This window comes from Bradyrhizobium sp. WSM1253, from assembly GCF_000244935.1.
GTDB lineage: Bacteria > Pseudomonadota > Alphaproteobacteria > Rhizobiales > Xanthobacteraceae > Bradyrhizobium > Bradyrhizobium canariense.
The window spans coordinates 4278595-4297687 of record NZ_JH600073.1 but is presented as its reverse complement, the minus strand read 5'-3'; the positions used below and the strand labels follow the sequence as shown (position 1 = coordinate 4297687).

The 19093-nt window shown below is 64.0% G+C and carries 18 protein-coding genes; 11 read left to right on the top strand and 7 right to left on the bottom strand.

The genetic code is table 11. The features are described from left to right. The first annotated feature begins 39 nt into the window (after window positions 1-39). From BRA1253DRAFT_RS21885 to BRA1253DRAFT_RS21860, 6 genes are all read left to right on the top strand, one after another. Complete coding sequence (locus BRA1253DRAFT_RS21885) at window positions 40-699, top strand: acyl-homoserine-lactone synthase (protein WP_035995340.1); 660 nt, start codon at window positions 40-42, stop codon at window positions 697-699. Window position 700: 1 nt separating this feature from the next. Next, window positions 701-919, top strand: coding sequence for a hypothetical protein (locus BRA1253DRAFT_RS21880; RefSeq protein ID WP_007597928.1), 219 nt, complete (start codon window positions 701-703; stop codon window positions 917-919). A gap of 307 nt (window positions 920-1226) precedes the next feature. Then, the gene (locus tag BRA1253DRAFT_RS21875; RefSeq protein WP_007597926.1) at window positions 1227-2144 is read left to right on the top strand and encodes a branched-chain amino acid ABC transporter permease; all 918 of its coding nucleotides are present in this window, start codon (window positions 1227-1229) and stop codon (window positions 2142-2144) included. After that, window positions 2141-3085: a branched-chain amino acid ABC transporter permease gene (locus BRA1253DRAFT_RS21870; RefSeq protein WP_007597924.1), complete on the top strand. Its 945-nt coding sequence runs from the start codon at window positions 2141-2143 to the stop codon at window positions 3083-3085. Before BRA1253DRAFT_RS21875 ends, BRA1253DRAFT_RS21870 begins: the two co-directional genes overlap by 4 nt. Next, window positions 3078-3845, top strand: coding sequence for an ABC transporter ATP-binding protein (locus BRA1253DRAFT_RS21865; protein ID WP_007597922.1), 768 nt, complete (start codon window positions 3078-3080; stop codon window positions 3843-3845). The genes BRA1253DRAFT_RS21870 and BRA1253DRAFT_RS21865 overlap by 8 nt, the downstream gene beginning before the upstream one ends. After that, window positions 3838-4566, top strand: a complete 729-nt coding sequence (locus BRA1253DRAFT_RS21860) for an ABC transporter ATP-binding protein (RefSeq protein WP_007597920.1) — start codon at window positions 3838-3840, stop codon at window positions 4564-4566. Before BRA1253DRAFT_RS21865 ends, BRA1253DRAFT_RS21860 begins: the two co-directional genes overlap by 8 nt. 167 nt (window positions 4567-4733) lie before the next feature. Here BRA1253DRAFT_RS21860 and BRA1253DRAFT_RS21855 read toward each other — a convergent pair whose 3' ends face one another. From BRA1253DRAFT_RS21855 to BRA1253DRAFT_RS21845, 3 genes are all read right to left on the bottom strand, one after another. Further along, complete coding sequence (locus BRA1253DRAFT_RS21855; protein WP_007597919.1) at window positions 4734-5099, bottom strand: hypothetical protein; 366 nt, start codon at window positions 5097-5099, stop codon at window positions 4734-4736. Window positions 5100-5389: 290 nt separating this feature from the next. Continuing rightward, window positions 5390-6838, bottom strand: a complete 1449-nt coding sequence (locus tag BRA1253DRAFT_RS21850; protein ID WP_035995338.1) for a glutamine synthetase family protein — start codon at window positions 6836-6838, stop codon at window positions 5390-5392. Window positions 6839-7018: 180 nt separating this feature from the next. Further along, window positions 7019-8377 (bottom strand): aromatic ring-hydroxylating dioxygenase subunit alpha, encoded by a 1359-nt coding sequence (locus tag BRA1253DRAFT_RS21845; protein WP_007597912.1) that lies wholly within the window; start codon window positions 8375-8377, stop codon window positions 7019-7021. 112 nt (window positions 8378-8489) lie between these two features. Between BRA1253DRAFT_RS21845 and BRA1253DRAFT_RS21840 the strand changes: the two genes are divergently transcribed. Continuing rightward, window positions 8490-9275, top strand: coding sequence for an IclR family transcriptional regulator C-terminal domain-containing protein (locus tag BRA1253DRAFT_RS21840; RefSeq protein ID WP_007597911.1), 786 nt, complete (start codon window positions 8490-8492; stop codon window positions 9273-9275). Between the two features lie 79 nt (window positions 9276-9354). Here the strand turns inward: BRA1253DRAFT_RS21840 and BRA1253DRAFT_RS21835 are convergent, their stop codons facing one another. Together BRA1253DRAFT_RS21835 and BRA1253DRAFT_RS21830 are read right to left on the bottom strand one after the other, a co-directional pair. After that, on the bottom strand, window positions 9355-9747 hold the full coding sequence (locus tag BRA1253DRAFT_RS21835; protein WP_007597909.1) for a group II truncated hemoglobin: 393 nt from the start codon (window positions 9745-9747) through the stop codon (window positions 9355-9357). A gap of 12 nt (window positions 9748-9759) precedes the next feature. Then, the gene (locus tag BRA1253DRAFT_RS21830) at window positions 9760-10668 is read right to left on the bottom strand and encodes a helix-turn-helix transcriptional regulator (RefSeq protein ID WP_007597907.1); all 909 of its coding nucleotides are present in this window, start codon (window positions 10666-10668) and stop codon (window positions 9760-9762) included. Window positions 10669-10820: 152 nt separating this feature from the next. On the opposite strand from BRA1253DRAFT_RS21830, the gene BRA1253DRAFT_RS21825 reads away from it, so the two are divergent. The 4 genes from BRA1253DRAFT_RS21825 (at window position 10821) to boxB (ending at window position 16822) form a co-directional block, all read left to right on the top strand. Then, window positions 10821-12362: a benzoate-CoA ligase family protein gene (locus BRA1253DRAFT_RS21825; protein WP_007597905.1), complete on the top strand. Its 1542-nt coding sequence runs from the start codon at window positions 10821-10823 to the stop codon at window positions 12360-12362. Window positions 12363-12607: 245 nt separating this feature from the next. Beyond that, a complete protein-coding gene (locus BRA1253DRAFT_RS21820) occupies window positions 12608-13429 on the top strand; it encodes an alpha/beta fold hydrolase (RefSeq protein WP_007597904.1) in 822 nt (273 codons plus the stop codon). Window positions 13430-13502: 73 nt separating this feature from the next. After that, window positions 13503-15191 carry a 2,3-epoxybenzoyl-CoA dihydrolase gene (gene boxC / locus BRA1253DRAFT_RS21815; protein ID WP_007597902.1) on the top strand — a complete coding sequence of 563 codons (1689 nt, stop codon included), beginning with the start codon at window positions 13503-13505 and terminating at the stop codon, window positions 15189-15191. 179 nt (window positions 15192-15370) lie between these two features. Then, window positions 15371-16822: a benzoyl-CoA 2,3-epoxidase subunit BoxB gene (gene boxB, locus BRA1253DRAFT_RS21810; protein WP_007597900.1), complete on the top strand. Its 1452-nt coding sequence runs from the start codon at window positions 15371-15373 to the stop codon at window positions 16820-16822. A gap of 165 nt (window positions 16823-16987) precedes the next feature. On the opposite strand, the gene BRA1253DRAFT_RS21805 is transcribed toward boxB, so the two are convergent. Next, on the bottom strand, window positions 16988-17788 hold the full coding sequence (locus BRA1253DRAFT_RS21805) for an SDR family oxidoreductase (RefSeq protein ID WP_007597897.1): 801 nt from the start codon (window positions 17786-17788) through the stop codon (window positions 16988-16990). Between the two features lie 221 nt (window positions 17789-18009). Next, window positions 18010-19068, bottom strand: a complete 1059-nt coding sequence (locus BRA1253DRAFT_RS21800; protein WP_007597893.1) for a polysaccharide deacetylase family protein — start codon at window positions 19066-19068, stop codon at window positions 18010-18012. Window positions 19069-19093: the final 25 nt, after the last annotated feature.

Below are 19093 nucleotides of genomic sequence, written 5' to 3'. Positions count from 1 at the left end.
CGCAGAGGGTGCCTCCATTGAGGACGAATGGGGGCCTTCATGATTCACGCCATTTCTGCAGTAAATCGCCACCTTTACGAAGATGTACTCGATCAGTATTTCCGCCTGCGGCACGACATCTTCGTCGTAGAGCGGCGCTGGGAGACGCTGCGCAGGCCGGATTGTCGCGAAATCGATTCCTATGACGACGAGGACACCGTCTATCTGCTTGCGCTGGAGGGACGCCGCGTTATCGGCGGTCACCGGCTCTACCCGACCACCAAGCCTTCGATGATGAGCGAAGTCTTTCCCCATCTGGCGGCCGTGCGCGGTTGCCCGGCGGATCCGCTGGTCTGGGAATGGTCGCGCTACTTCGTCGTGCGCGATCGCCGCGACGGCGCGCTCAACCTGCAACTGATGGCAGCGGTGCAGGAGTTCTGCCTCGGTCAGGGGATCGCGCAGGTTAGCGCGATCATGGAAACCTGGTGGTTGCCGCGCTTTCATGAGGCCGGCTTCGTCGTGACCCCGCTCGGTCTGCCGGCTCTGGTGGAGAATGCGTGGACCATGGCGGCGGCGATCGACATTCGTCGCGAGACGCTCGATGCCCTGCATGATCGCATCGGCGTGCCTTCTATCGTCCAACAGGACGGCCCGCGTCTGGACGCCGTCGCCCGTGCCAACCTCTGCGGCCTCGCTGCCGCGCAACGAAAGAGCGCCTGAGATGTCGAACATGATGCGGGACAGCCAGATCATGGCGCAGATCAAGGACGAAAATCTCGGCTACATGTCCGACATGGCGCTCGAACTGGCGCAGATGGCGGAAGACACCGGATTGGCGACGCTCGCCTATCTGTTCCGGATGGCTGCGCTGGAGGCCTCGACAGCCAACAGTGTGCTCGCCGAGCCGGATGACCTTGCCCGGCAGATGACGTCGCACTAGGCGTCTCCATCCCCGTTGCGACGAATTCACACCCTCTCTCCGGCAACGGAGAGAGGGTGATCCGCTTGGGTGCGGCAGGTTGACCCATCCTGCGCGGCAGTCTTCTTGCAAGGCTGATTGCAGGGTCGGATTCGATCGCATGCATCGGCATGCAACAAAGTGCATGTTGGGTGTCGAATCGCTCTTGCCTCGGAACGATACTGCCATTACCCATTTTTCCGCCTTGTACAGGCAGGGGGAGCTCTTTCACTGATGGCGACCGTGTTCGAACATCGGCGCGAACCTGCGTGCGCCTGAAAGAGTTTTGATGCTGCTCGTCGTCGAACAGTTCTTGAACGGATTGCAGTTTGGCCTGCTGCTGTTCCTGCTCGCCGCGGGCCTGACGCTGGTGTTCGGGATCATGGATCTCGTCAACCTCGCGCACGGCTCGCTCTACATGATGGGCGCCTATTTCGCCGCGACCTTCGCAGCCTGGACCGGCAGCTTCCTGCTCGGCGCGCTGCTGGCGCTCGGCGCCACGCTCGTGCTCGGCATCGTGCTCGAGATGACCGCGCTGCGGCATCTCTACGGCCGCGACCATCTCGACCATGTGCTCGCGACCTTCGGCCTGATCCTGTTCTTCAACGAGGCCGTGCGACTGATCTGGGGGCCGGCCGGGCTTGCGCTGCCGCTGCCGGCCTGGCTCACCGTGCCGGTGCCGATCCTGCCGGGCATTCACTATCCTGCTTATCGCCTCGCCATCATCGCCGTGGCGCTGCTGGTTGCGCTGCTGCTCTATCTCGGCGTGATGCGCACCCGCATCGGCATGCTGATCCGGGCCGGCGCTTCCAATCGCGAGATGATCGGTGCGCTCGGCATCAACATCAAGCTGCTCTACACCCTCGTGTTCGGCCTCGGTGCCGCGCTCGCCGGCCTTGCCGGCCTGATGCAGGCGCCGATCCTCACCGTGCAGATCGGCATGGGCGAGAACATCCTGATCCTCGCCTTCGTCATCATCGTGATCGGCGGCATCGGCTCGATCCGGGGCGCGTTCCTGGCCGCGATCTTCGTCGGCATGATCGATACGCTCGGCCGCGCCTTCCTGCCCAATCTGCTGCGGCAGGTGCTGAGCGGCGCCGCGGCCTCCACCGCCGCGCCCGCGTTGTCGTCCATGCTGATCTACCTGCTGATGGCGATCGTGCTGGTGGTGCGGCCGGAGGGGCTGTTTCCGGCCAACCGTCCATGAAGACTTTTTCTGTAGCTAAGGCCGTCACGGCCCTGATGCTGGCGGGCCTCGTGCTGCTGCCGCTGTATTCGCAACTGTCCGGCAACATCTTCATCCTGACTCTGTTGACCCGCATCGTCATCCTGGCGCTGGCGGCCGCGAGCCTCAACCTCATCATGGGCTTTGGCGGCATGATGAGCTTTGGCCACGCCGCCTATCTCGGCATCGGCGGTTACGCGGTCGGCATGCTGGCGCAGGAAGGCGTGGGAAGCGGCTTCATCCAGTTTCCAGTCGCGCTTGCGGCCTCGGCAACTTACGCGCTTGTGATCGGCGCGCTCTCGCTTCGCACGCGTGGCGTTTACTTCATCATGATCACGCTCGCCTTCGCGCAGATGGCCTATTACGTCGCCTCGGGGCTGGCGCGATACGGGGGCGATGACGGCCTCACCGTCTACAAGCGCAGCGACTTCTCCGGATTGATCAATCTGTCGAACCGCACGCAGTTCTATTATCTCTGCCTCGCCTGCCTGTTCGGCGTGGTGTTCCTGATCTGGCGCATTGTCAATTCTCGCTTCGGCCTCGTCCTGCAGGGCCTGCGCTCCAACGAGCAACGCATGCAGGCGATCGGCTTCCCCTCGAAACGCTACCAGCTGGTCTGCTTCGTCATCTCGGGCATGATGTGCGGCCTCGCCGGCGCGCTGCTCGCCAACAACACCGATTTCGTCAGTCCGGCCGCGATGTACTGGACACGTTCCGGCGACCTCATGGTGATGGTGATCCTCGGGGGCATGGGCACGCTGTTCGGTCCGGTCATCGGCGCGGTGGTGTATTTGCTGCTGGAAGAGTTCTTGTCGCAGCTCACGGAATACTGGGCGCTGATCATGGGCCCGATGCTGCTGCTGATCGTGCTGTTCGGCCGCGGCGGCATCATGGGCCTGCTCGGGAGGCTCAACCGTGGCTGAGCCGCTGCTCCGGGTCGACAAGCTGGTGCGCCGCTTCGGCGGCATCATTGCGACCGACAACGTCTCGCTCGACGTTGCGGCAGGCGAGCTGCACGCCATCATCGGCCCGAACGGCGCCGGCAAGACCACGCTGATCAGCCAGCTCACCGGGCATCTGGAGCCGCATTCCGGTACCGTATCGCTGGCGGGGCGCGACATCACCTATCTCCCGGCCTATCGCCGCTGCGCGCTGGGCCTGGCACGCTCGTTCCAGATCACCTCGCTGCTGCTCGATTTCACCGCCGCCGACAATGTCGCGCTCGCGGCGCAAGCGCATGCCGGCACCTCGTTCCGCTTCTTCGCCGATGCACGCAAGGAGAAGGGCTTGCGCGATGCCGCCCATGCCGCGCTCGACCGCGTCGGTCTCGCCCATCGTGCCGATGTGCTGGTGTCCAGACTCAGCCATGGCGAGCGTCGCCAGATCGAGCTGGCGGTTGCGCTGGCAAGCAAGCCGAAACTTTTGCTGCTCGACGAGCCGATGGCGGGCCTCGGCGTCACCGAGTCCCAACGCATGGTGCAGCTGCTCCAGGAGCTGCGCAAGGAGGTCTCGATCGTGCTGGTCGAACACGACATGCCGGCGGTGTTTGCGCTCGCCGACCGTATCTCCGTGCTGGTCTATGGCCGCGTCATCGCCTCCGGCGATCCGGCCGCGATCCGCGCGAACGAGGACGTCAAGCGCGCCTATCTCGGCGAGGCCCATGTGGTGACGCACCATGGCTGAAAAAGGGATGGATGACACGCTGCTCGAGGTCGACGGCATCGAGACCTGCTACGGCCTGTCCCAGGTGCTGTTCGGCCTGTCCCTGTCGGTCAAATCAGGCGAGATGGTCTCGCTGATGGGCCGCAACGGGATGGGCAAGACCACGACCATCCGCTCCATCATGGGCCTGACGCCGGCGCGCGCAGGCAGCATCCGCTTTGCGGGCTCGGAAGTGCGCACGCAGCCGTCCTACAGGATCGCGCAACTCGGCGTTGGCCTCGTCCCCGAGGGGCGGCAGATCTTCCCGAACCTCACCGTGCGCGAAAACCTGGTCGCGGCCGCGGCCGATCGTTTCGACAGCAGCCAGCCCTGGACGCTGGCGGCGATCTACGTGATGTTTCCGCGCCTGGCCGAACGCGCCTCCAATATGGGCAACCAACTCTCCGGCGGTGAGCAGCAGATGCTCGCCATCGGCCGCGCGCTGATGACCAACCCGAAGCTCCTCATCCTGGATGAAGCGACCGAAGGCCTGGCGCCGCTGATCCGCGAAGAGATCTGGAGCTGTCTGTCGCTGCTCAAGAGCCGGGGACAGTCGATCCTGGTCGTCGACAAGAACGTCGATCACCTTGCCCGCATCTGCGACCGCCACACCATCATCGAGCGCGGCAAGACGGTGTGGACCGGCACCTCGGACGAGTTGATGGCCGAGCCGGATCTGCAGCACAAATATCTGGGTATCTGAGGCGGTGAGGGCGCGATGCTGGCGCTGCTCATACGGTGTCCGCCTGGCGAAAGCCAGGACCCATAACCGCCGAATTCAATTTGGCGAAGATTGGCGGTTGGGAGCCGCGCGCGACAACTTCTCCCTGGGCTAATGGGTCCTGGCTTTCACCAGGAAGACATTGGCAATCACCAGTAAATCCCGTGCCGATGCAGTTCGCGAATCACGCGGGCCTCGGTGGATGGCTGACGACGCTTCGGCTTGGTCGTTTCTGTTGTGCTGGCAATCGGCGCGGCACTGGACTGGGTTGCGGCCGGAGCGGTCGCGGATGTCGTCGCAGTCGCTGCCGGAGACGTTGAAGCTGGGGCGGTCGTCGCCGTCTGGACATTGGTGGGCGCTGCCGCCGGAGCTTGTGGCGGCGTGGCTGCTGTCGTTGCCGGCTCGGCGGTCTGCTGGCTCGCATTTGTCGCCGCAAGACTAAGGCTCCGTGGTCCGCCGGCATAGGCCTGGCTTGCCAGCAGCGACACTGCCGCGATCAGGATCAGCTTTCGCATGACACCCTCCATTACCTGGTCAATCCGTCTTACCTAATTCGCTGCCTCTATCGCGACGAGCGGCCCGTCCCGATTTCGATCAAGGTGGCCCGGCAGGACAGGCGATAGATCAGGCTGAACAGTTGACCCCACATGACCGAACTCCATCGTTGATCACGGAGCCAATGTACATCGCCCGTCTTTCCGGCGGTTTTCGCGGGTCTTGGAAAATGGCTTCGTCGGGAGCGGTGAAATGTCGTCGGAACAGAGCGGACGAAGTCGCCTCACGGGGAGGTGAGGGCGCATCTGGCTCAAAACACCTCGAAATATTCGCGGTGCTCCCAGTCGGTTACCTCGGACAGGAAGCGGTCGATCTCGGCGTTCTTGATGTGGGTGTAATAATCGACGAATTCAGGCCCGAGCTTTTCCCGGAAGAACGGATCGTCCTTCAGTGCGCTGACCGCATCGCGCAGCGACTTCGGTAACAGCGGCGCCTTGGTTTCGTAGGGCGTATCAGCCGACGGGCCGGGATCGAGCTTGCGGTCGACGCCGTCGAGGCCGGAGAGGATTTGCGAGGCCATGTAGAGATAAGGATTGGCGGCGGGCTCGCCGATGCGGTTTTCCAGGCGCGTGGCGGCGTCGCCGGCCGCGCCGAGCACGCGGATCATCACGCCGCGATTGTCACGGCCCCAGATCGCGCGGTCCGGCGCCAGCGAATAGGAGCGGTAGCGCTTGTAGCCATTGATGGTCGGCGTGGTGAACACGGTCGAGGCGCGGGCGTGATCGAGCAGGCCCGCAAGCCAGGCGCGGCCGAACGCGCTGAGCGGCTCGCCGCCGTCTTTGGTCGTTTCCTGGGCCATGAACTGGTTCTCGCCGCTCGCGCGTGAGACCACCGATTGGTGCAGATGCCAGCCGCTCGCGAACAGGTTCGGCAGCTTCGGCCGGCACATGAAGGTGGCGTGATAGCCGTGGCGGTGCGCGATCTGCTTCACGGCAGAGCGGAACAGCACCATGTTATCGGCGGGCTCGAGGCCCTTCTTCGGCGCGAAGGTGAATTCGCACTGGCTCGGCCCGAATTCGACCTCGACCGAACGCAAGGGTAGACCGAGCGCGACGATGTCACGCCGCAAAATTTCCAGCACCGGCTCCATCTGATCGAAGCGCTGCTCGGTGAGATATTGGTAGCCATGGCTGAGCAGGCTCACCGAAGGCGGCGTGCCGGGCTGGCCGGCATCTTCCGGGCGCATATGCGGATCGTCGAGCTTGAAGATGTGGAATTCGACCTCGAGGCCTGCCACGAAATCATGGCCGCGGCTTGCGAGTTCGCCGAGCACCTTGCGATAGAGCCCGCGGGTCGCGAACGGCACGGGACGGCCGTCGTTGAAATAGAGGTCGCATAGAACCCAGCCCGTGGTCGGTGCCCACGGCAAAACACGAAAACTGGTGGGATCGGCGACCATCAGCACGTCGGCCGCGCCCTCCATCTCCTTCATGCCGAAGCCGCCGCCTGACGTGAACACCGGAAACACCGTGCGGTGCGAGGTGTCCTTGGCGAGCATGGTGGTGGTGATGGAGCAGCCGCTTTCCAGCGAGGCGATCGCCTCGGCCGCGACGATGGTCTTGCCGCGCAAAATGCCGTGCTGGTCCGGGAAGGCGAGGCGGATGACCTCGAGGTTCTTCTCCTCGACGATGCGCCGCATGCGCAATGCGGCGTCCTTCTGCTCATCCGACCACAGCGCATGACGCGCGACGAAAGTCACTTTGGCAGCTCCTTCTTGCTCGGCGAGATTATAGCGCACACCGTCATCGTCCGCGAAGGCGGACGATCCAGTCTCCAGAGACATCCGTGTGTCCACGAGAGGCCGCGGCGTACTGGATGCCCCGCTTTCGCGGAGCATGACAGCGGAGTATGTGGCGCCCGCCGCGGCCCAACCGCACTATCACTCCGCCGCCGTCAGCCGATGCACGTTGTCCGCGATCTCCTTCGGCACCGGCGCCGTCCACGGCGCGCTGCGGCGGCGCTTGACGTCGACTTCCATCCAGTAGATCTCCCAGCCTCGTGTCGGCCCGATGCCGTCCATGGTCGCCGGGCCCTGGATCGAACGTGCGCTGGCCTCGTCGAGATGCAGCATCGGCTTCTCGCCGCCTGCGGCCTTCTCGATCTCCTGCCGGAGCAGGCGGCGGTATTGCACGATGGCCTTGTCGCTCGTGCCGAGGTGCTCCCTGGTGCGGTCCTGGATCGCGCCCATCGATTCCACCGCCCACTGGTCGTGGACATTGATGTCGGTGCCCATGCCGGTATAGGTCGCCGTCTGCTGCTCGTGCGGATCGAAGCCGTAATCGTTGTTGCTGTTCTTGCGAGATTTGTAGTGCGGCAGCTCATAGAGCTCGAGCCGCTGGTCGCGCATCTTCTTCTTGTCCACGGCATTCGTGTAGCTGGTGAAGATCGCGTACCAGTAGCAATTCTCGTCGTCGACCGGCACGTGCCACTGCGTGATCGTCATCTCCGTGCTCATGGGGATGACGAAGCCGTGCGGGAAGAGCTGGTTGGTGACGCGCACATGAGTGCGCTCCTCGTCGATCTCGCGCAGCGCGATCAGCCGCAGGCCATATTCGGTGTGCTCGACATTGATGATCGGGCGGTCGTATTCGCGCAGGATCTTGGTCATCGGCAAGTCGGAGCCCGCCGATGCGCCGCGGAACTGCTTGCCGTAGGCCGTCGAGGTGTCCTCGTCCTCGAAGAAGCGATGCAGATAGGAGGCGTGCGCGGGGTCGATGCCGACTTCGAGCGCCTGGAGCCAGTTGCAGGCCATATGGCCTTTGAACGCGAAGGTGTGCGTGCCGGGCGCGACGAAACAGTCGAGCTCGGGAAAGGCCGGCGGCTCGCCCTCGCCGAGATAAGCCCAGAGGATGCCGCTCTTCTCCACCACGGGATAAGAGCGCTGACGGACGTTTTGGCAGAGCTTTGAGCCCTTCGGCTCGGCCGGCGTCTCGATGCATTGCCCGGTGGCGTCGAACAACCAGCCATGAAAGGCGCAGCGCAGGCCGCCATGCTCGAGCCGTCCGAAGGCGAGATCAGCGCCGCGATGCGCGCAGTGCCGATCGATCAGGCCGTAACGCCCGGTCTCGTCGCGGAACAGCACCAGGTTTTCGCCGAGCAATCTGACGGGGCGGATTGGTCGATCGCCGTCGAGCTCGTCCACAAGCGCCGCCGGCTGCCAGTAGCTTCGCATCAGCTTCCCGCAGGGGTCCTTCGCACCGGTGCGGGTAATCAGGTCGTTCTGCTCCTGGCTCATCATGGCGAGTGCATCCTTATGGAGTGGCGTTTGTTCGCCTATTGAACGAATGGGCGAATTATGACATGCCTTAACGCGGCAGCAAGCACTATTTTGCAGGAATGACCCGACACCCATGCCCAAGCTGAAGCGAAGCGAGAGCGACGAACGCCCGACGGATTTCGTCGAGAGCCTCGATCGCGGGCTGCGCCTGCTGCAATGCTTCGGCGCCACGGCCGGCCCGATGACGCTGAGCGATCTTGCCCGTGCCGCAGAGCTTCCACGCGCCACCGCGCGGCGCATGCTGTTCACGCTCCAGCGCGGCGGCTTCGTAAGTGGCGACGGCAAGCTGTTCTCGCTGACGCCACATGTGCTGACACTCGCCGCGTCGTTTCTGCGGTCCAGCCAGCTCGTCACGGTCCTGCAACCGGTGCTCGACCGTGTCGCGACAGCGGCCAACGAAATCGCCTCGCTCGCGGTGCTCGACGGTGACGACGTCGTATTCATCGGGCGCAGCAGTCCGGCGCGGATGTTTTCAGGTGGGCTGGATATCGGCTACCGACTGCCGGCGTTCTGCACCTCGGTCGGCCGCGCCATGCTCGGTCAACTCGACGATGTCGAGCTTGCCGCGCGTCTGAGAGCGATGAAGCGCGAGGCGCTGACGCCGCACACGGAAACCGATCCCAAGGCATTGCTCGCGCGCATCGTCGCCGACCGTGCACAGGGTTATTCGCTGGTGGACCGCGAGGCCGAGCCGCATTTCCGCTCGATCTCGGTCCCGGTGCGTCGTTATGACGATGTCATCATCGCCGCGATCAACATGGGCGCGCACGTCGATCGCGTGCCGGCGCAGGAATTGATCGAGCGATTTTTGCCGCTGTTGCGTCAGGGCGCGGAGGCGGTGCGGTCGCAGCTGTTGTAGCCCGGGTGAGCAAAGCGATACCCGGGAAAGTCATCGTGAAGACCCGGATGTCGCGTCGCTCATCCGGACTACTGCGCCACTACCGGTTGCGCATCCAGTCGGCGAGGCCGGACAACGCCTTGTCGAGATCCTGACGCGCAGCACTATCCGTCACCGTCTCCTCCAGCGCGCCGCGCATGCAGAACATCCACGCGTCGCGCTCGGCATCGCCGATGGCAAAGCCGATGTGGCGCTGGCGCAGCCGCGGGTGGCCCTTCTCGACCGAATAGAGTTTCGGGCCGCCGGTCCACTCAGTGAGATAGCGTTTCAGCACGTCCCTGATCAGGCCGAGGTCGTCCGCATGCATCGTGCGAATGATCTTCGCCTCCGGCAGCGTGTCCATGCGGTCATAGAAACGATCGACCAGTCGATTGATCGTGGCGCTGCCGCCGATCCGCTCGAACATGGAGATTGCGAGGTCGCTGTCGGTCATGGGAGTGCGGACCTAAAGCGCAACGCTGCGCAGCCCGAAGCTGCGTGCTTCGTTCTGCAGCACCGGCCGCACCGCATCAACCAGGCGCGCCGCGGCGGCATCGACGGACAGTCCCGCCGTGTCCACCACCGCCGTCGCGCGCGCATATAGCGGCTCGCGGCTCAAGAGGATGTTGCGCAGCTCCGCCATAGCGGAGCGGTCGTCGGCCATCGGGCGCAAATCGCCCTGGCGGCGGACGCGAGCCATGTGCTCCTCGGGCTCGGCCTTCAGCCAGATCGTGTAGAACGACGACAGGATCTGGTCGAACGTCAGGGGCTCCGAGACGATGCCGCCGCCGGTCGCCAGCACCATCAGCTCGTTGCGCGCGAGCAGCTGCTGCAGTGCCGCCTGCTCCATGCGGCGAAAGCCTTCCTGGCCGTAGAGCGCGATGATCTCGGCGACCGAGAGCCCGTTCTGCTGCTCGACCTCCTTGTTGAGCTCGACAAAACTCCAGCCGACCTTCTTCGCCAGCATCCGGCCGAGCGTGGATTTGCCGGCGCCGCGCAGGCCGATCAGCGCGATGCCGCAGAACGGCGCGCGCCGCGGCGCGGAGGCGCTGCCGCCCGCGAGCAAATCCTTGGCTTGCGCGATCTGACTTGGCGTCGCCTTGCGCAGGAGATCGCGAAACATCTGCCAGTCCGGGGTCGGATCGACCGAGGGAAGCAGGTCCTCGAGATGCGCGCCCATCGCGTCGGAGACGCGGCGCAGCAGCACGATGGAGACATTGCCCTTGCCGCTTTCGAGCTGCGCGATGTAGCGCTCCGATATTCCTGATACCTTGGCGAGCACCTTGCGCGACATGCCGCGCAGCGCGCGCGTGGTGCGCACGCGCTGGCCGAGCTGTTCGAGAAATCGGGATTCGGCGTCGGGACTGTCGGTCATGGACTACGGATCATGGGCCTGCTTGAGCGGATGTCTTCTTTTAAGGAGGTCCTGCGGCGCGTATTAATGAAACATAGTGCCTGCTGGCATTGACAGCAAGCCAATGCGGTGTCTTTCTATGAATTATAATTCTAAATTCAGGGGAGAAGTCCGTGAGCGAGGGATCCTATAACGCGGTGACCTGGCTGCTCGACCGAAACGTCGAGGAGGGACGCGGCAACAAGCTCGCCTTCGACGACACCGTCTCACGGCTCACCTATGGCGAGCTCCAGCGCGAAACGCGGTGCGCCGCCAACATGCTGCGCCGGCTCGGTGTTCGCCGCGAAGAGCGCGTGGCCATGATCATGCTGGATACTGTCGACTTCCCGATTGTGTTCCTGGGCGCGATCCGCGCCGGCATCGTGCCGGTGCCGCTCAACACGCTGCTGACATCGGATCAATACGCCTACATCCTCGCCGATTGCCGTGCGCGCGTGCTGTTCGTCTCGGAAGCGCTCTATCCCGTGATCAAGGACGTCGTCGGCCGCATGCCGGATCTCGAGCATGTCGTGGTCTCCGGCGCCAAGCAGAACGGTCACAAGCAGCTCGCCGAGGAGATTGCGGACGAGAGCGACCGGTTCACGACCGCTGCGACACATCCGGATGAGCCGGCGTTCTGGCTCTATTCGTCAGGGTCGACGGGCATGCCCAAGGGGGTGCGGCATATCCATTCGAATCTCCAGGCCACTGCGGACACCTACGCCAAGCAGGTGCTCGGCATTCGCGAGAGCGACGTCTGCCTTTCCGCGGCAAAGCTGTTCTTCGCCTATGGTCTCGGCAATGCGTTGACCTTTCCGATGTCGGTCGGCGCCACCGTCGTGCTCAACAGCGAGCGCCCGACGCCCGCCCGCATGTTCGACCTGATGAACCGCTACAACCCCTCGATCTTCTACGGCGTGCCGACCTTGTTCGCGGCGATGCTCAACGACGAGAGCATGAAGAGCGAGCGTGGCGGCAAGAATTTGCGCATCTGCACCTCCGCCGGCGAGGCGCTGCCGGAATCCGTCGGCAACAGCTGGAAGGCGCGCTTCAGCGTCGACATTCTCGACGGCGTCGGCTCGACCGAGCTGTTGCACATCTTCCTCTCGAATGCGCCCGGCGACATCAAATACGGCTGCTCCGGCAAGCCGGTGCCGGGCTATGCGGTGCGGCTGGTCAACGAAGCCGGACAGGATGTTGCCGACGGCGAAGTCGGCGAGCTCCTGGTCGATGCGCCCTCCGCCGGCGAGGGCTACTGGAACCAGCGCCACAAGAGCCGCCGCACGTTCGAAGGACCGTGGACCCGCACCGGCGACAAATATGTCAGGGATGCCGAGGGCCGCTACACCTTCCGCGGTCGCGCCGACGACATGTTCAAGGTCTCCGGCATCTGGGTCTCGCCCTTCGAGGTCGAGAGCGCGCTGATCACGCATCCCGCCGTGCTGGAAGCTGCCGTCGTGCCCGAAGCCGATCCGGAGGGACTGCTGAAGCCGAAGGCCTTTGTCGTGCTGCGCCCCGGCGCGACGACGACGGGCCTGCAGGAGATGCTCAAGGACCACGTCAAGCAGAAAATCGGCCCGTGGAAATATCCGCGCTGGATCGACGTGGTGGACTCGCTGCCGAAGACGGCGACGGGAAAGATCCAGCGGTTCAAGCTGCGGGACGGGACGAATTGAGTGCGTGGATGTCTTGCGTTTCTGTCGCGCCGAATCTCGCTGCGCTCCCTTGTGGGGGTGGGGGAGGGCGGGGAGAGGGGTGGCCCAGGAAGCGGTGTTCGTCGTCACGCGCCAGATGTTCTTCGTCACGCCCGGAATCCCCGTGTGGCACCCCTCTCCCTAGCCCTCCCCCCACAAGGGGGAGGGAACGACTGAACCAGCGGCCGCGTCTCGTTCCAAGTCCGTGCGAAGAAGAGCGACAGAACATGACCAATCTCGCCTCCACCGGCTTTCTCAGCATCGATGGCGCCAGCCTCGAATACAAATGGCTGGCGCCGCAATCCGCCGATTCACCCACCATCGTCATGCTGCACGAAGGCCTCGGCTCCGTCGGCCTATGGGGTGACTTCCCGGAAAAGCTCCAGCAGGCCACCTCCGCCGGCATCTTCGTCTATTCGCGTGCAGGCTATGGCCAATCGAGCCCGGTGACGTTGCCGCGGCCGCTTGACTACATGCAGCGCGAGGCGCTGGACGTGCTGCCGAAGATCCTCGATGCGATTGCCTTCAAGCGCGGCCTGCTGCTCGGCCATTCCGACGGCGCCTCGATCGCGACCATCTACGCCGGCGCGCATCAGGATCATCGCCTGAGCGGCCTGGTGCTGATCGCGCCGCATTTTATCGTCGAGGACATCTCGGTGAAATCCATCGCCGCGATCAAGACCGCCTTTGAGACCACCGATCTCAAGTCAAAGCTCGCGCGCTGGCACAAGGAGGTCGACAACGCCTTCTATGGCTGGAACGCCGCCTGGCTCGATCCGAAATTCCGCGACTGGGATATCTCGGAATATCTCGCCTATATCCGCGTTCCGGTGCTGGTCCTTCAAGGCGTGGACGACCAATACGGGACGCTGCGTCAGGCTGAGATCGCGCAGCAAGAATGCTATTGCCCGGTCGATTTGAAAGTCATTTCAGGCGCGGCGCATTCTCCGCATCGCGAAGCTCCGGCAGCGACGCTTGATGCGATTGAGCAATTTGCAGAAGCGGCCTTACGAGATGACATGCAACAAAATGCATGTGGGAGCCGTTAAGGACTAGACGCGCGCAATAATATGCATTATTGTGCATCTAACGGTAAAACCAAAACGAACTCAAGGGTGGCCCATGGCCGGGGAAGATCGACGCCTCTCAGGCGGCGCGACATTCATCGATTTCCAGACCGAGCCGTCCCGCTACCGGCACTGGAAGCTCGCGGTCGACGGTGACGTCGCCACTCTGACCATGGACGTCGACGAGAATGGCGGCCTGTTCGAGGGCTATCTGCTCAAGCTCAATTCCTACGATCTCGGCGTCGACATCGAGCTTGCCGACGCGGTTCAGCGCCTGCGCTTCGAGCACCCCGAGGTGAAGGTCGTGGTGATGCGCTCGGCCAAGAACAGGGTGTTCTGCGCCGGCGCCAACATCCGCATGCTCGCGGGCTCGACCCATGCCCACAAGGTCAATTTCTGCAAGTTCACCAACGAGACCCGCAACGGCATGGAAGACTCGTCGGAGAATTCCGGCCAGCGCTTCATCACCGTCGTGAACGGCTCGGCCGCCGGCGGCGGCTATGAGCTCGCGCTCGCCACCGACTACATCATGCTCGCCGATGACGGCGCGTCCGCCGTCGCCTTGCCCGAAGTGCCGCTGCTCGCGGTGCTGCCGGGCACCGGCGGCCTCACCCGTGTGGTCGACAAGCGCAAGGTGCGCCGCGATCACGCTGATTTCTTCTGCACCATCGAAGAAGGCGTGAAGGGCAAGCGCGCCGTGCAATGGCGCCTGGTCGACGAGATCGCGCCGAACAGCAAGCTCGAAGGCAAGGTTGCCGAGCGCGCGAGGGAATTCGCCGACAGCTCGAAGCGCAAGGGCAGCGGCAAGGGCATCGCGCTGACGCCGCTCAAGCGCATCATCGACGAGACCAGCATCCGCTACGGCTTTGTCACGGTCGATATCGACCGCGCGGCGCGGATCGCCACGATCTCGATCAAGGCGCCTGAAGCCGCGCCGCCCGCCGACATCGACGGCATGATGGCGCAGGGTGTCGCGTTCTGGCCGCTTCAGGTCGCGCGCGAACTCGACGACGCCATCCTGCATCTGCGCATCAACGAGCTCGAGATCGCCATGCTGGTGTTCAAAAGCCATGGCGACCGCGCCCATGTGCTCGCCTGCGACGCCTTCCTCGAAGCCAACAAGGCGCACTGGCTGGTCAACGAAATCAGGCACTACTGGAAGCGTGTCTTGAAGCGCATCGACGTCACCTCGCGGACGCTGGTGACGCTGGTCGAGCCCGGCTCCTGCTTTGCCGGCACGCTCGCCGAGCTCGTCTTCGCCGCCGACCGCTCCTACATGCTGATCGGCACGCGCCAGGGCGACAACCGCCCGCCGCCGTCGATCGAACTGTCAGCGATGAATTTTGGCCCGTATCCGATGAGTCATGGCCTGACGCGGCTTCAGTCGCGCTTCCAGGCCGATCCGTCCGATGTGGAACGCGCGGAAGCCACGATGGGAACGGCGCTGGACGCCGAGCAGGCCGAAGAGCTCGGCCTCGTCACCTTCGCGCTCGACGACATCGACTGGGATGATGAAGTTCGCGTGTTCCTGGAAGAGCGCGCCAGCTTCTCGCCCGACAGCCTCACCGGCATGGAAGCGAGCCTTCGCTTCGTCGGCCCCGAGACGATGGAATCGAAAATCTTCTCGCGCCTCACCGCGTGGCAGAACTGGATCTTCCAGCGCCCGAACGCGGTCGGCGAGGAAGGCGCGCTGCGCCGCTACGGCAGCGGCCAGAAGCCGAAATTCGATATGACGCGGGTGTAACGATTCTCGTGTCCCGGGCGCGCTGCGGCACCAAAAGCGCAACGCGCGTCTTCAACGCGCTATGGTGACGCTGCGCAGAACCGGGACCCATGTGGACCGAACAATGGGTCCCGGCTCTGCAGCGCACCGCTTCGCGCTGCGCAGGGTCCGGGACAGAAGACAGACCAAGGAGCACGGCCATGAACATGAACATCATGAACGTCGACTACTCGACCAAGATTCCGAACAACGTCAATCTCGCCGAAGACCGCCAAGTGCTCAAAGCGCTGGAGGGCTGGCATCCCGGCTACATGGACTGGTGGAAAGACATGGGGCCGGAAGGCTTCCAGGAATCGCTGGTGTACTTGCGCACCGCCTATTCGGTCGATCCGCGCGGCTGGGCCAAGTTCGATTACGTGCGGATGCCCGAGTATCGCTGGGGCATTCTCCTTGCTCCCCAGGAAGAGAACCGGGTCGTGCCGTTCGGCGAGCATTTTGGCGAGCCGGCCTGGCAGGAAGTCCCGGGTGAATATCGCGCCATGCTGCGCCGTCTGATCGTGATCCAGGGCGACACCGAGCCTGCCTCCGTCGAGCAGCAACGCCACCTCGGCAAGACCGCGCCCTCGCTGTACGACATGCGCAATCTGTTCCAGGTCAATGTCGAGGAAGGCCGTCACCTCTGGGCGATGGTGTACCTGCTGCAGAAGTACTTCGGGCGCGACGGACGTGAAGAGGCTGACGATTTGTTGCGCCGCCGCTCGGGTGACGCTGACTCGCCGCGCATGCTGGGCGCCTTCAACGAGGCGACCCCGGACTGGCTGTCCTTCTTCATGTTCACCTATTTCACCGACCGCGACGGCAAGATGCAGCTGCATTCGCTGGCGCAGTCCGGCTTCGATCCCTTGTCACGCACCTGCCGCTTCATGCTGACGGAAGAAGCGCACCACATGTTCGTCGGCGAGACCGGCATCACCCGCGTCGTGCAGCGCACCTGCGATGCGATGCGCGAAGCCGGCATCACCGATCCCACCGACATCGCGAAGGTCCGCGCGCTCGGCGTGATCGACCTGCCGACTATCCAGAAGAAGCTGAACCTGCACTATACGCTGTCGCTCGATCTGTTTGGCTCGGAAGTCTCCACCAACGCGGCGAACGCCTTCAACACCGGCATCAAGGGCCGCTATCACGAGACCCAGATCGACGACGATCATCAGCTCAAGAACGCCACCTATCCGGTGCTGAAGTTCATCGACGGCGAGATCAAGCTGGTGGACGAGCCGGCGCTCACCGCGCTCAACATGCGCCTGCGCGACGACTACAGCCAGGATTGCGTCAAGGGCATGCTGCGCTGGAACAAGGTGATCTCGACCGCGGGCTACCAGTTTCAGCTCAAGCTGCCCAACGTCGCCTTCCATCGCCATATCGGCGAGTTCAAGGGCATCCACGCGACGCCGGATGGTCTGTTGATCGACGACGCAACCTGGGCGAAGCGCAAGGACGAATGGCTGCCATCGACCGCCGACGGCGACTTCATCACCTCGCTGATGCAGCCCGTCACCGAGACCGGCCAGTTCGCCTCCTGGATCTCGCCGCCGAAAGTCGGCATCGACAACAAGCCCGGCGATTTCGAGTATGTGAGGATCGAGTCGTAGGTATCTTCTTCACCTCTCCTCGCTTGCGGGGAGAGGTCGGATCGCTCTTGCGATCCGGGTGAGGGGGTACAGGTGCGGCGACAATCTCACGCGCGGACAGTGCGCTCCCTCTCCCCGTAAGAACGGGGCGAGGGAGCGCACTGTCCGCGCGGCGGGCTCGAGCCCCTACCCCGCGATCTCCAGCCCCGCGTTCGCGTACACCACGCCGCCATCCACCGCGATGGTGTTGCCGACCACGTAGTCACCCGCGCGCGAGGCGAGATAGATCGCCACGCCGGCCATGTCCTCGTCGGTTCCGATCCGCCGCGCCGGAATGCGCTTGGCGACATCCTCCGAATGGTCGCGCGCAGCCCGGTTCATGTCGGACTTGAACGCGCCGGGCGCGATCGCGGTGACATTGATGTTGTCCTTGATCAGTTTCGTCGCCATGCGCCGCGTCAAATGGATCACCGCGGCCTTGCTCGCGGCATAGGAGTAGGTCTCGCCGGGATTGACGAAGATGCCGTCAACCGAGGCGATGTTGATGACCTTAGCGGGCCGCTCATGCGAAGCCGCCGCGCGCAGCGGCTTGGCCAGCGCCTTGGTCAGGAAGAACAGCGACTTGACGTTGAGGTCCATCACCTTGTCCCAGCCGCTTTCGGGGAATTCGTCGAACTCCGCGCCCCAGGCAGCCCCTGCATTGTTGACGAGGATATCGAGCTTCGGCTCCAGCTTGATGATTTCGCCAGCGAGCCTGTCGCAGCCGTCGACGGTCGAGATGTCGATCGGCAGCGCGATGCACTCACCGTCATATCGGCCTGACAGCTCGTTCGCGGTGGCTTCGCAAGGCCCGGCCTTGCGCGCGGTGATATAGACCTTCGCGGCCCCTGCGCTGAGAAATCCCGCCGCGATCATCTTGCCGATGCCGCGCGAACCGCCGGTCACCAGTGCGACGCGGCCTTTGAGCGAGAACAGATCGTTGAACATGGTGCCTCCCTTTGTTTGCGCCGGTTGTGGGCGGGGTGGGGAGGGGAGTCAAGGAAGGCGCCGCATCGTCGTCCTGGCGAAAGCCAGGACCCATTACCCCAGGATAGAGTTGTTTGAATGAGCTGTGGCCCGAGCGCGTCGCAAAATGGACAGCGGTGGCAATGGGTCCTGGCTTTCGCCAGGACGACGGCTGAATTCGGGACGACAGCGGAGATTCGAAACTACGCCGCCGCGATCCTGCGGAAGCCGTTCCACATCGCGGTCGCAGCGCCCGAGGTCAGCACCGGCAGAATCCGCGTGTCCTGGTAATTGCCGTTGAGCGAGACCCGTGGCAGCGCCGTCATGTGGCCGGCGTTTTCGGCGAACAGCATGCCGGGCCGCGTCGTCACTGCGGTCTTGAAGCCGGCGGATGCAGCGAGCACGAATTCACGCTCGCCCGCCGCCTCGCGATCGCCATAGGGATAGGCCAGATGCTGGACGTTGCGGCCGAGCGCTTGCTCGATCCGCGCGCGGCTCACGGCCATCTCCTGCGTGGCGATCGCTTCGCTTTGCTTGGCGAGATTGCAATGGCTGACGGAATGCGCGCCGATCGTGACCAGGGGATCGGCGGCAAATGTCTTCACCTCCTCCCAGGACAGGCAGAGGCTGCGGCACAGCGCGGCCATGTCGACGCCGTATTTCGTGCAGAGCGCCTCGATCTCGCGCTTGAGATCGTGCTCGCCGGGCAGCGCGCGCAACCAGTCGTGCAGGCGGTCGAACGCCGCCTGCTTGGCGGCTGGCGTCGTCGCATCGAGCCGCAGCGCGGCATTGCCGATCGTCACCTCGATCTGCTCGGTCTTGGCGATGACGGCCTCCAGCGCCTCCCACCACAGCCGGCCCGTGCCCTCCGCGAAATCGCTGGCGACATAGACCGCCAGAGGCGCGTCAAATTCGCGCAGAACCGGCAGCGCAAAATCGAGATTGTCGCGATAGCCATCGTCGAGCGTGAAGGCGGCGAAGCGGCGGTCGAACCGGCGCCGCACCAGCCGCTCATGCAGCTCGTCCATGCTGACGATGTCGATCTCGCGCGAGCGCAGATGACGCAGGGTCGCGCGCAGGAATTCGGGGGTGACTTCGAGATGCCTGTTCGGCTGGAACGCCGCCGCGCGGGCCGGCCGCACGTGATGCAGCATGAAAATGGCGCCGACGCCCGACAAAAGCGGCCGCAACAGGTGGTGGGCGCCGCTGAAATAGAGTGCTTCCAGCCCGGCGCGGATGACGTTGTTACGGAGTTGTTTCATGACCCGCTGGCGGACTTTGGCATTC